This window comes from Salinibacter ruber DSM 13855, from assembly GCF_000013045.1.
Lineage (GTDB): Bacteria > Bacteroidota > Rhodothermia > Rhodothermales > Salinibacteraceae > Salinibacter > Salinibacter ruber.
In genome coordinates, this window is sequence record NC_007677.1 from 861030 (window position 1) to 873775 (window position 12746).

11 protein-coding genes are annotated in these 12746 nt (G+C 69.2%); 5 read left to right on the forward strand and 6 right to left on the reverse strand.

Annotation, left to right across the window (positions count from 1 at the left end; translation table 11 throughout):
- Window positions 1-36 precede the first annotated feature (36 nt).
- From treZ to SRU_RS03525, 5 genes are all read right to left on the reverse strand, one after another.
- The gene (treZ, locus tag SRU_RS03505; RefSeq protein WP_011403430.1) at window positions 37-1809 is read right to left on the reverse strand and encodes a malto-oligosyltrehalose trehalohydrolase; all 1773 of its coding nucleotides are present in this window, start codon (window positions 1807-1809) and stop codon (window positions 37-39) included.
- Window positions 1810-1999: 190 nt separating this feature from the next.
- Window positions 2000-3520: a 4-alpha-glucanotransferase gene (malQ, locus tag SRU_RS03510; protein WP_011403431.1), complete on the reverse strand. Its 1521-nt coding sequence runs from the start codon at window positions 3518-3520 to the stop codon at window positions 2000-2002.
- A gap of 120 nt (window positions 3521-3640) precedes the next feature.
- A complete protein-coding gene (locus SRU_RS03515) occupies window positions 3641-5353 on the reverse strand; it encodes a PH domain-containing protein (protein ID WP_164923487.1) in 1713 nt (570 codons plus the stop codon).
- Complete coding sequence (locus SRU_RS03520) at window positions 5353-5886, reverse strand: PH domain-containing protein (protein WP_183956718.1); 534 nt, start codon at window positions 5884-5886, stop codon at window positions 5353-5355. Before SRU_RS03520 ends, SRU_RS03515 begins: the two co-directional genes overlap by 1 nt.
- Window positions 5887-5995: 109 nt before the next feature.
- Complete coding sequence (locus SRU_RS03525) at window positions 5996-6535, reverse strand: shikimate kinase (RefSeq protein WP_237701905.1); 540 nt, start codon at window positions 6533-6535, stop codon at window positions 5996-5998.
- 128 nt (window positions 6536-6663) lie between these two features.
- Between SRU_RS03525 and truA the strand changes: the two genes are divergently transcribed.
- The 5 genes from truA (at window position 6664) to SRU_RS03550 (ending at window position 11280) form a co-directional block, all read left to right on the forward strand.
- A complete protein-coding gene (gene truA, locus SRU_RS03530) occupies window positions 6664-7461 on the forward strand; it encodes a tRNA pseudouridine(38-40) synthase TruA (RefSeq protein ID WP_011403435.1) in 798 nt (265 codons plus the stop codon).
- Between the two features lie 160 nt (window positions 7462-7621).
- The gene (locus SRU_RS03535) at window positions 7622-7810 is read left to right on the forward strand and encodes a hypothetical protein (RefSeq protein WP_237701906.1); all 189 of its coding nucleotides are present in this window, start codon (window positions 7622-7624) and stop codon (window positions 7808-7810) included.
- A 68-nt stretch (window positions 7811-7878) separates the two neighbouring features.
- The gene (locus tag SRU_RS03540) at window positions 7879-9186 is read left to right on the forward strand and encodes an arginine deiminase family protein (protein ID WP_011403437.1); all 1308 of its coding nucleotides are present in this window, start codon (window positions 7879-7881) and stop codon (window positions 9184-9186) included.
- Window positions 9187-9356: 170 nt separating this feature from the next.
- Complete coding sequence (locus tag SRU_RS03545) at window positions 9357-10340, forward strand: YpdA family putative bacillithiol disulfide reductase (RefSeq protein ID WP_011403438.1); 984 nt, start codon at window positions 9357-9359, stop codon at window positions 10338-10340.
- Window positions 10341-10788: 448 nt separating this feature from the next.
- On the forward strand, window positions 10789-11280 hold the full coding sequence (locus SRU_RS03550; protein ID WP_164923488.1) for a DUF4920 domain-containing protein: 492 nt from the start codon (window positions 10789-10791) through the stop codon (window positions 11278-11280).
- Window positions 11281-11405: 125 nt separating this feature from the next.
- Here the strand turns inward: SRU_RS03550 and SRU_RS03555 are convergent, their stop codons facing one another.
- On the reverse strand, window positions 11406-12746 hold the full coding sequence (locus SRU_RS03555) for an NAD(P)-dependent oxidoreductase (RefSeq protein WP_043552000.1): 1341 nt from the start codon (window positions 12744-12746) through the stop codon (window positions 11406-11408).

Here is a 12746-nt window from a genome sequence, read left to right on the forward strand (position 1 = left end):
GAAACGTCAGCAATCCTGGCACGAGAGGGCCCGTAATCATTCCGCCCGCACGACCACCGCCCCAGGCCGCGAAAACGACACCGTCTCCACCGTAAACGCCGGGGGGCGCGGGGCCGGGGTGTAGCCGGCCTGCTCGGTGTGAAGCAGTACGGAAGTCCCGGAGGCCAGGTCCAGATCGGCGGTGCCCTCCAGATTTACGGCAACGTGGATCGGCGGGCGCTCCAGCCGAAGCGTCGTATCGCTCGGCGCCTCCACGGTCAGCTCGTCGCCGAGCCGGGGCCGCAGGGCCAGCAGGTCGTGGTAGAGCGCGAGCACGCCGTCGTGGGGCGGGCGGGTGGGCTCCTCCCAGTCCAGCACGCTGCGCTCGAACGGGACCGGGGCCTGCGGGTCGGGCACCGCGCCCTCAAACCCCGAGAAGTCCGCGAACTCGTCCCTGCGCCCTTCGGTGACCGACGGGCCGAGCTCCTCGTCGTGGTCGGTGAAAAACTGGAACGGGGTGGAGGCGGCCCACTCCTGGCCCATGAACAGCAGCGGCACCTCCGGCACCACGCAGAGGAGCACCGAGAGGGCCCGGTACGTGGCGGGCGACACGTCGCCCGTGAGGCGGTTGCCGGTGGGGCGGTTGCCCACCTGGTCGTGGTTCTGGATGAAGACGACGCACTCCGTGCGGGCCACCGGGCCCGGATCGGTGCCCCGCGGCTCGCCCAGGTGTTCGGAGTGCTCGCCGCGGAAGAACCAGCCGTCGCGGATCGAGGTGGCAATGTCGGCGGCCGTAGTGTCCTGGTAGTCGCGGTAGTAGCCTTCGGTGTCCCCCGCCGTGAGGACGCGCAGCTGGTGGTGCAGGTCGTCGCTCCACACCGCGTCGAGCCCGTAGCCGCCGTCGTCGCGGGGCTGCACGAGGCGGTTCAAGTTGCGGCGGTCCTCGGCGATGAGGTGCCGTTCGGGGCCGTCGACGTGTTCGCCCACCGCGGCCGACAGCTCCGCCAGAAAGTGCGGATCGCTCTCGTCGCGGAGGGCGTGGGTGGCGTCGAGGCGGAGGCCGTCGACGTGGTACTCGCGCAGCCAGTGCAGCGCATTGTCGAGGAAGAAGCGCCGCACGCCCGCCGCCCCGTCGCCGTCGAGGTTGATCGCCGGGCCCCAGGGCGTCTCGGACGTGTCGGTGAGAAAGGGGCCAAAGGCGTTGGCGTAGGCGCCGTCGGGGCCCAGGTGGTTGTAGATGACGTCCAGGATCACGGCGAGGCCGGTCTGGTGGGCCGCGTCCACGAGGCGGCGCAGGGCCTCGGGCCGGCCGTACGTGTGTGCCGGGGCGAACCAGGCCGCCGGGTCGTAGCCCCAATTGCGGGCGCCCGGGAAGTCGTGCACCGGCATCAGTTCGATCGCCGTGACGCCCAGATCCCGCAGGTACGCGAGCTGCTCGCGGACGCCGTCGAAGGTGCCCGCCTCGGTGAAGGCACCGACGTGCAGCTCATAGACCACGAGGTCCTCGCGGGGAATTCCGTTCCAGTCCGCGTCGCCCCACTCGTATGCGTCGGGGGCGATCACCTCGGAGGGGCCGTGCACGCCCTCGGGTTGGAAGCGGGCGGCGGGGTCGGGAAAGGGCCCCTCGTCGCCCAGCCGGAACCGGTAGCGCGTGCCGGGGCCGGCGGCGTCCGTGGTGCACGCGAACAGGCCGTCCTCGGTCTCCGACAGGGGGAGGGACGGCCCGCCGCCGAGCGCCAGGGTGACGGCGTCGGCCGCCGGGGCCCAGACGCAGAACGTGACGGCATCGTCGTGGGGATGGGCGCCGTGGAGGGGAAAAGAGGGAGACATGCGAGACGGGGACAAAACGGGGGGCGGTACGGAGAGCGACGGCCGCTGGAGAGGCCACGCCGGAGACGGACGGTGCCTGCGCCACGCGTCCGGAAGGCCATCGGGCAATCGCGGGGAGCCGTCCCCGAATCGGCCCCACCCGGTGACGCGACGCCCGGCGCAGTGCGACCGCGGGTGGCAGGGCGAGAAACTAGTCGCCGTATCCGGACGCCCGTCCGTACAGGTGCGTGAGCTGCGCGAGCCGCGTCTCGTCCTCCTCGGCGATCTGGTCGGGGGTGAAGCGCCATGCCCAGTTGTCCCCCATCGTCCCCGGGGTGTTGATGCGGCCCTCGCTACCCAGCCCAATCACGTCCTGAAGGGGGGTCACCACGCGGTCGGCGACCGACGCCATCATTGCCCGGAGCGCCTGCCGGTGGACGCTCTCGTCGGGGTTCGTGTCGGGCAGGTTGAGGTACGAGTGCGCAAAATTGCGCTCCTTGTCGGAGAGGTCGTCCCGCCACCAGCCGACGATCGTGTTGTTGTCGTGCGTGCCGGTGTAGGCGACCATGTTGCGGCGGTGGTGGTGCGGGAGAAAGTCGTTGTCCGGGCCGCCGCCGAAGGCGAACTGCAGGACGGCCATGCCCGGAAAGTCGAACGTGTCCCGCAGCGCCCCTACCGAATCGGTGACGATGCCGAGGTCCTCGGCGACGACGGGCAGCTCCCCGAACTCGTCCTCCATGGCACGGAAGAACGCGGCCCCCGGCCCGCTCTCCCACGAGCCGTCGATGGCGGTGTCGTGCCCGGCAGGGATCGACCAGTACTCGTCGAAGCCCCGGAAGTGGTCGAGCCGAACGAGGTCGAACAGCTCGAATGCGCGCCGCAGCCGCTCCGTCCACCACGCGAAGTCGTGCTCTTCCATCCGGTCCCACCGGTAGAGGGGATTGCCCCACCGCTGGCCCTCCGGGCTGAAGTAGTCGGGCGGCACCCCGGCCACCGACGTCGGGGTGCCGTCGTCGTCGAGCCGGAAGCGCTCCTGATGGGCCCACACGTCGGCGCTGTCGGGGGCAACGTAGATCGGCAGGTCCCCAAACAGCCGGATGTCGCGGGCGTGGCAGTAGGCCTGCAGGGCCGTCCACTGGCGGTGGAAGAGGTACTGCCAGTAGACGTGTCGCTCGATGGCGGTCTCGTGTTCGTCGCGGGCGCGCTTGAGGGCCTCCGGGTCGCGCCGCACGAGGGCCGACGACCACTCGGTCCAGGCGGACCCGCCGTGGGCGTCCTTCAGGGCGGCGTAGAGGGCGTAGTCGTCAAGCCAGGCGGATTGGGACGCCCGAAACTGCTGCACGCGCGTTGCCTCCGGGGTCGATACGTCGGCCCGAAACCGGCGGAAGGCCGTGCGGAGGACCTTCCGCTTGCGGGGGACGAGGCGCGCGTAGTCGACGTGGTCGGCGGGCAGCTCCGTGAGGGGGGCGAGGTCGTCCTCCGTGAGGAGCCCGTCCTCCACGAGCGGCTCGGGGCTGATCAGAAGCGGATTGCCGGCAAACGTGGAGGAGCTGGAGTAGGGCGAGGCGCCGGGCCCGATGGGACCGACCGGCAGCACCTGCCACAGCCGCTGGTTGGTGCGGGTGAGGAGGTCGGCAAACTGAAACGCGGCCGGGCCCAGGTCGCCGATGCCGTACCGGCTGGGCAGGGCGCTGACGGGGAGGAGAAGGCCGCTCGTGCGTCGAGAATCCACGGGAGAAAACGGTTGATGAGGGGATTGTCGGGATGGGGGCGGCGCGACGCTGCGGCCACCGAACCGGGCGCGACGAGTGCGAGACGGGGCCGTGGCGGGCCGGGGGGCCCGCGGCCCGGGTCACTCGGGGGCCTCGTCGACCGGAAGGTGGGGCCGCTCATCGGGGGCGAGCCGCGTGTCGGGGGCGCCGGTGGCGGCCTCCACCCGGCCCCGGTACAGCCGCCGGAAGCGCCGGTAGAGCGTGTCGAACTGGGCGTCGGCCTCCGCGGCGGGCACGTCGATCACCTCGGGGTACTCAAACGTCGCGGCCCCGGCGGTGTCCACGAAGAGCGTCTTGAGGCCGAGCCGGCGCTGAAAGATCGACGCGGTGGCGTGGAAGACGTGAAACTTCTCGACCGGCAGGATCCACAGGTAGTGCGACAGCACGCCCCGGCGGATGTAGAAGCCGTCCTCGCCGCTGGCGTACATGTGATTGCGGTACTGAAGGACAGCCCATCCCAGGATGAACGGCACGAGCCCGAACCCCCACCAGGGCAGGACGACGCCGCCCAGGTGCAGCCAGCCCGCCGGCCAAAAGTAGACGGCGGGCAGGAGCAGCGCGGCGAGCACCGCCGTGTACCGGATGAACCGGCGGCGAATGGTCAGGCGCGAGACGCGTGTGAACGACTCGGGCAGCTGGACGGAGCGGACCTGGCGGGCCAGTTCGAGAATGCGTTCCGCGCCGGCGAAGGGCGCGATGACCCGGTGGCCCTGCTCCTCCACGTCCAGCCCGATCGTCTGGACCTTCAGCTCGTACCACCCGAAGGCCCGCATAAACGGGTTGGTGCGGAGGATCAGCGCCTGCACCTTGTCGAGCGGAATCGTGCCCTCCGTCACCGTAAACAGGCCGTGGCGCTTGCGCAGCTTGTCGCCGTCGAGCCACAGCCGAAAGTTGTAGTAGCGCGCCACGTGGACCCCGATGCCACTGAGCCATCCCAAAACAATGGCGGCCCCCACCGTCGCGAGGATGGCCAGGGCGGGGTGGCTGAAGACGATCTCCGACACCCACTCCATCCGGCCGCGGGCCCGGAGCACCCGTTCGACCAGTGCCTCTGGGTTGAAGAGCTCAAGCACCGTGAAAATCACGGCGAGGTAGAGCAGAGAGAACCGGAACGCCCCCGACAACAGCACCCGCCGCAGCGGCATGTCGAGCAGCGTGTCCCTGTCGGCGGCGTCTTCGGCGTCCGCGTTCGCCGCCGCCGCGTCGCTCCCCTCCGCGTCCCGCTGGAACGACCGGACCACCTGACGGATCTTGCGGGCCTCGTCCTGATGCACATACTCCAGGCTGCCCTCGGTGCTCGTGCTGCCGGCCGTCTCGAGCTTTACCTTCGCGATGCCAAACAGCCGGGCGACGAGGTTGCGTTCGATCTGGATGTTCTGGACGCGTTCGATGGGGATGCTCCGGTTTTTCCGGTTGAACACGCCGCTCTGGATGACAATCTGTTTCGGCGTGATGCGGTAGCTGAACCGCCAGTACTGGAGCAGGATGGCCGGCAGGGCAAACACGCCGTACAGCGCGCCGAGCACCAGGGAGGTGACGTTCTCCGTCGAGCCGGGGTTGCGAAGAATCGGGAGCAGGATGATCACCAGGGCGGGCAGGCTGGTGCCCACCCGCAGGAGGAGCGTGAGCGGATGCAGGCGCTGCGGCTCACGGACGGCCCCGAGCGTCGTTGCGGCCGCGTCCTCCGCCGCATCGGTCGGGTCGGCCTCTGCATCGTCGGCGGGGCGGTCCGGCACTGGGGGCGGGTCCTGGCGCCCATCGGAATTGGGCTCCGCAGGGGAGGAGGGCGGCATCACACCGGCTCTTCAGTGAGCGGATCTTCGAGGATAAAGCGCTTGATCTTGTCCCGGATCGTCTCGGCCTCCGACAGGGGCAGGCCGGGGATCACGACGTCGCTGCTGCGCGACCCGGCGGTGTGCACCACGAGGCGGCCGAGGGCGAATTCCCGCTCGATCAGGTCCTGAGACACGTCGACGTGCTGGATGCGCCGCAGCGGCACGATCGTGCGGACGTGTTGCAGGACCCCGTGCTCCATATAGAGCTCCTCGGGCCGCAGCACGAACCCCCACGCCCGGTAGCGAAGGCGCGGCCAGGCCACGCAGTAGAGCACGCCCCCCACGAGAACCGTCCCCGACAGCACGCCGAAGGGAAGCCAGGAGTCGGGCGAAAACAGATGGGTGAGGTCGTAAAACAGGGCGGGAAGAAACAGAAACATCGAAAAGGCGGCCATCTTGATCGCCCAGACGGCCCGGATTGACGGGTCGAGCGATCGGATGGCGTCGCCGGCCGCCACGTCGGCAACGGTGGCGTTGGCGGGGGCACTCATAGAACGGGTTGACAAGGGTCCAAAGCGTGGCGGACAAGCAACTCTATTGAAACAGGGACGCCGCGCGAGGTTTCCGCAAGCGCGCGGTTGGGCGGCGGCTCCCCAGTTCTCACGCGGGCTCGGCCTGTGCCGTCACGACCTCGACGATTCGGCCGACGACCTCCTCGACCGGACGGTCGGCGTCGAGGGTATGGTGGGCCGCCTCGTAGGCGGGCCGCCGCTCGTCCAGCATTGCCTCGATGCGGGTGCGCTGCTCGTCCCGCGGCAGTCGGGTGCCGGTGTCGTCCTCCAACAGGGGGCGCCGGGTGTCGTCGCCCGTCACGCGCCCGAGCAACGTGTCGACCGGGGCCTCCAGGTACAGCACGAGGCCGTGCTCCTTCGCAAAGGCCCGGTTCGCGTCGTCCAGGAGGGCTCCCCCCCCGAGGGCCACGACGAGGTCGTCGGTCGTGGCTGTTCGGCGGAGCAGGTCGCGTTCGAGCTCGCGGAAGCGCGCCTCCCCCTCCTCTGCGAAGAGGGCGGGAATGGAGCGCCCGGCGTGGGCGGTGATGAGGCGGTCGAGGTCCAGAAACGGCTGGCCGAGCCGGGCCGCGGCCTCGGGGCCCACGGTGGACTTGCCGCTTGCCATAAAGCCGGTCAGGTACACGCGCATGGGGAACGGTCTGAAGTTCGGAAGGAAAAGGGGGCTGTACGCGAGGGCGTCGTCTTCTGCAAGAGACCACTCCATGCCCGACGTCGTACCAGGGGCTCCGGCACGCGTCTTACGTCTCCCGATCAACGATGCCCCGATATCGATTGCTCGTCGAGTATGACGGAACCGACTTCCACGGGTGGCAGATCCAGCCGACCGTCCCGACGGTCCAGGGGGCGCTGGAAGAGGCGGTCGACACGGTGGTCGGAACGGCGTGCCGAGTCACCGGCTCCGGGCGCACGGATGCGGGGGTGCACGCCCGCGGCCAGGTGGCCCACGTCGACCTGCCGGAGACGCGCGACCCGTACCGGCTGCGGGGCTCGCTCAACGGCCTCACGCCGGATGCTGTGGCGGTGCGTCGGGTGGAACGGGCACCGGACGACTTCCACGCCCGCTACGACGCCCGTCGGCGTCGCTACCACTACCACCTCCACACCCAGCCCTGTGCCCTGGGGCGACGGGCCCGCACCCCGGTGCGTCCCGTGCCCGACTTTGGCCGCATTCGGGCCGCCACGCCCGACCTGCTCGGGCGGCACAACTTCAGTTCGTTCTGCCTGACACAGTCCGAGACGGAGAACCGCGTCTGTACCCTCACGCACCTGCGGTGGGTCGACGAGGCCCGGCGCGGGTGCTGGCGGGTCGAGGTGGTCGGCACGCGGTTCCTGCACGGCATGGTGCGCGCCCTCGTGGGGACCCTCGTCGAGATTGGGCACGAGAAGCGCGCCGCCGACGCGCTCCCGGCCGTGCTGGCGGCGCGGGACCGGCGGGCCGCCGGGCCGTCAATGCCGCCGGAGGGACTGGTGCTGGAGGCCGTCCGGTACGAGCAGCCGCTGTTCGACGACGGACCGGGCGATCCGCTCGTGCCGGCGGTGAGGCGGGAGGCGTAGCCGGCAAGAGGCGGCGCCGGGCGGGTGCCGGCGGCGCCGTTGATGCGAGAGCGAACGGCCGTCTCACGTCGACCACGATGCGCTTGCGGCAGGATTGTAACAAAGATGGGGGCGCGGTCCGTTGCCCAAGGCCCATCCCCTCAAAAGACCCCGTGTCTCCATGGACCTCGACATCCGCACCGTTCTTCGCTGGCTCATCATCGGCGTGATTGCACTCCTCGGCCTCAGCCTCGTGGGCGTGCTGGTGGACGTGGCGGGGGCGCTGCTCCAGCTCGTGCTGAAGGCGGGGGCGGTCGTGCTCGTGGTGCTTCTCGTGATTCGCATATTGGAGGGCGTGCGGTCTGGATAGGTGGCTTTTCTCCGGGTTGATTTCGACCTTACGGGTGCACAATTCCTTCCGAACAACCCCCGTTTCCCGTGGACACGGTTCAGGCGTCCCCTACCCCTTCCGTTGAGCAGTCGTCGGCCTACAGCATTCCCGCCGAGGCCCATTTGCTCGAACAAGTCATCGTCCACACCCCAGGGTCGGAGATGGAGCTCGTGTCGCCGGCGAACCGAGAAGACCTGCTCTTCGACGACATCCTCTTCGTGGGCCACGCGCGGCAGGAGCACCTGCTCATGTGCTCGGTCTTTGAGAAAATTGTCGGCCGCCCCGACGCGGTGCTCCAAATTAAAGACCTCCTGCGCGAAACGTTCGAGGCGGCCGAGGAGGCCCGTCACGCCTTCGTGGAGAAGCTGTGCCGAAGCCTGCCGGAGCAAAACCTGGGGGCGGTGGAGGACGAGCTGAAGCGGTTCTCTCCCGAGGAGCTCCAGCAGTTTGCCCTGACCGGCCAGTCGGACCTCGCCATTCAGGCCCAGCCGGTGCCCAACCTCATGTTCACGCGCGACCTCGCGGCGGTGGTGCACGACCACATCATCCTGAGCCACGCGGCGACGGTGGCGCGGACGCGGGAGAGCATCATCATCAACGTCATTCTCCACCACCACCCGCGGTTTGCGCCCCACAGCGACAAGGTGATCGAGCTGCCCCCCGGCGTCACCTTCGAGGGGGGCGACCTGCTCGTGGCGAGCCCCGACACGGTACTGATCGGCCACTCGGAGCGGACCTCGCTCGGGGCCATCATGGCGATTGCGCACGAGTTGTTCGAGCGCACGTCGATCGAGCACGTCCTCGCCGTCGACCTGCCCAAGCGGCGGGCCACCATGCACCTCGACACGGTGTTTACCTTCGCGTCGCCGGAGGAGGTGATCGTCTTTCCCCCGCTCCTCGAAACCCATGGCTTCGGGTACGCGATGCACTTCACCGCCGCGGACGAGACGGGGCGCTTCGTGACGGACATGCGCCGCAACCTGCGCGACGTGCTCGACGAGCTGCTCGATCGCGACCTGACGTTCATCCCCTGCGGCGGCACGGAGCGCCTCCACCAGGAGCGCGAGCAGTGGACGGACGGGGCCAATGTGTTTGCGGCCGCACCGGGGGCCATCCTGGGCTACGAGCGCAACAGCCGCACCTTCGAGCGCCTGCGAGAGCACGGCTACCGAATCGTGTCCGCCGAAAGCTTCCTCTCCTACTTCGAGTCGGGAGAGTTTCACCCCGGCCGGGAGAAGGTCGCAATCCAGTTGGGGGGGACCGAACTGTCGCGGGGACGGGGGGGGCCGCGCTGCATGACGCTTCCGGTCGCCCGCCACGCCACGCCGTCGGGCGACGCTCCCGCGGGCGAGTAGGGGCGTCGGGGACGAGCCGGGTGCGGCGCCCGCACACAGGATGCCGCGTCCTGGGGCGCCCCGGGCTCGTTCCCCCATTCTTCCATTCTCCAACGCAGGCCCCGAAACTGCCGCCCGCGCCTGCAGGTTCAGATACCACGTCGATCTTCTGAACCCATTTTCCGGTGCCTATGCGTGACGTGATTATTATCGGGGCCGGCCCCGTCGGGCTTGCCTGTGGCGTGGAGGCCAAGCGCCGCGACCTCGATGCGCTCCTCATTGAAAAGGGCGCCCTCTGCAACTCGTTTATCGGATACCCCACCCGGATGGAGTTTTTCTCCACCCCGGGCCCGCTGGAGATTGGAGGGCACCCGTTCCCGACCCGCGACTACAAGCCGCGTCGCGAGGAGGCGCTCGACTACTACCGCCGCGTCGCCACGACGGAGGACCTGAACCTGCGCCTCTACGAGCCCATGACGGACCTGCGGGGGCAGGACGGGCACTACACGGTCGTGACCGAGAACGACACGTACGAGGCCCGAAAGGTGGTGGTGGCCACCGGCTTCTACGACGTGCCCAACCAGATGGGCGTGCCGGGGGAGGACCGCGACAAGGTGCGGCACTACTTCAAGGAGCCGTTCCCGTACGCCCTCACGGACGTGGCCATCGTGGGTGGGGCCAACTCGGCGGTGAAGGCGGCCCTCAACTGCTACCGCCACGAGGCGAACGTGACGATGGTGGTGCGCGACTCGGCGCTCGACGACGGGGTGAAGTACTGGCTCCGGCCCGACGTGGAAAACCGGATCGACGAAGGCTCCATCGACGCCTACTTCGACACGACCGTCTCGGCCATCGAGTCGGACACCCTTCACCTCGACACCCCCGACGGGCCGCAGACGATCGACAACGACTTCGTCCTCGCGATGACGGGGTACCGGCCGAACTACGACTTCCTGGAGCGGCTCGGCATCGCCATCCGCAACGACGAGGCCCGCACGCCGGTGCACGACGAGGAGGGCACGTTCGAAACGAACCGTGACGGCCTGTACCTCGCCGGGACCATCTGTGGCGGCTGCGACACGAGCCGGTGGTTCATTGAGAACGGGCGCGTCCACGCCGAGAAGATTACGGACCACATCGCCGCCACGCTCGACCCCGAGCCCGCCGTGGTGTAAGGGGGGCGGGAGGGGGCATCCCGAGCCATCGCTGGGGCTTCGGATCCGAGCCCCGGGTTTTCGTTTCCGGAGCCTCATCCGACTTCACGCAACTCCTGCTCGATGAGAGCGACTGTCGGGGCGCGAACGGCTCCTGAGTTGGCATTTCCCGGACCGGTCCGTCGGTGGGATAGGGACAGACCTGCGGTCCAAGGCCGCCCGTGGCGCGTGTCTCAACCCGATCGGGCAGTCGCCGCGTCTCCGGTGGGCCAGCGCGGCCCGTGTGAACCCGCTCCTGCTGACCCTGTATGGTCGGTTGCGTCATCGTTGCCTGAGTCCGTCTCCGCATCGGCTCTTGTCGCAGGCGACGGCGCGGGTGCTCTGCTCAGACCGAAAGTCCCCCTCCCCGAGCCCACACGCTTCCCGGACGCCCCTCTTCTCCCTCACCGTCCCGAAACGCAAAACCGCAATGTCTACGCTGGGTCGTCTCTGCTCCCTGCCCGTCCTCTTTTGCTTCGCCGTGCTTGCCGGCGCCTGCCAGTCGGAGCCGTCGTCGCCCCCGGACGCGGCTGCGCAGGACGTGCAGACGTACGGGGCGTCCGTCGATACGGCGGCGGCGCGGGCGGCGGCGGAGGTGGCGGCCAAGCCGTCAAGGCTTGCCGACACGACCGTGACGGTTCGGGGACGCATCTCGACGGTGTGCCAGAAGAAAGGGTGCTGGCTCGCGCTGGACACGGGCACGGCGATGCCGATCCGCGTGCTCGTGCCGCGTACCGACGACGGGTACGAGTTCACGGTGCCGACGACACTGGCCGGCGAGGCCACGGTCACGGGCACCCTCCGAACCGTCGAGCTCGACTCCGCCACGCAGAATCATCTTGCCGAGGACGGGGCCGCGTCGGCACGCGCCCGAGAAGTGCAGATTGCGGCGACCGGCATCCGGGTGGTGCCCGACGCCTGACCGCCCGTCTCGGGCAGTGCTGCGGCGCAGCTGCATTCGCTACGCTGCCCGGTCGCTCCGTCCGCGACGGAAGAGGAGATCGGCCCTCCCCCCCTCCGCGTCGAAAGGCGGCCCGCCAGTGGGCCTCACGCCGTGTCGTTCACCTTGAACTGGCGGAGGGCCCGAATGGCGTGGGGGTCTTCGGAAAGCGACGTGGCCGCCTCAACGAGCTGACGGAGCTGGTCGTCGCTCAGGGGCTGGTCGATCGCGTTTACGTCGTAGGCGATGCCGAGGTCGGGAAAGTCGCGGTGGCTCGACTGGAGGTTGCTGGCCCCGGCCTCGTAGATGGTGTCGTCGATCGCCTTCTTGGTCCCGCGCACGTCGCTATGCACCACGGCCAGCACCCAGTGGGGGAGTTCGGCGTTCACGCCGATCGTGTGCCCCTGCCCGAAGACGGTGTCGCGGACGGTGCCCTGCTCGTTTAGGAGCCGGGTGGAGGTGCTCATCCGCGAGGCAATGCGGGGCTGGGCCTCCTGCGTGGCGGCGCCGATGTGGGGGGTGGTAAAGACGTTGTCCATCTCGGCGTACGGGTTGGTCCAGTCCTCGTCGGCGCTGCCCGGCTCCTCGGGGAAGACGTCGACCGCCGCGGCGCGCACGTGATCCTCGTCGATGGCCCGCTTCAGGTCGGCCGGGTCGTACAGAAAGCCGCGGGCCGCGTTGATGAAGGCCCGCGGGCTGTTGTCCGGCCGGTCCGCGCCGAGCTGCCGGAAGTGGCTGTAGTCGAGCAGGCCGCTGTTGGGCTGTCCCTGCGGGTCCTCCGCCGAGACGTGCACCGTCACGAAGTCGCCCTTCCGAAACGCCTCCGCGAGGCTGGAGCACGAGGTCCAGCCCAGCGTGGTCCCCACCTCACGGGCCACGTCCGCCTCGTCGTAGAAGCGAATGTTCATCCCGAAGGCGTCGGCCAGGCGGGCCAGCTGCTTGCCGATGTTGCCGAGCCCGATGACGGAGAGGGTCTTGTCCATCAGCTCGTAGCGGCGGGTGCTGTCCTTCGTCCACAGGTGCCGCCGTCCCGTTTCGTTGGCCGTGTAGAGCCGGCGCGCCAGCACGACCATTTCGCCCATCACCATCTCCACGACCGACCGGCCGTTGCTAACCGGGTCGTTGAGCACGAGCACGCCCTCGTCGGCACAGGCCTGCTTGTCGACGGTGTCGTCGCCGATGCAGCACAGCATCACGGCCGCCAGGTTGTCGGAGGCCTGTACCACGTGCTCGTCGACGACGAACTTGCTGCGCTTGTAGATGAGGTCGTGCTGGCCCTGGCGCAGCCGCTCGACCATCGCGTCCTGGTCGTAGCACTCCGGCTTGGGCACCCGATCCGGCTCGATGCCCTGTTCGCGCAGGAGCGTGTCGAGGCTCGGGTCCGGCTCCTCCAAGATCAGGGCCTTTTCGAAATGATCGTTGAGGAAGCGCGTCTGCAGAGACTCCAT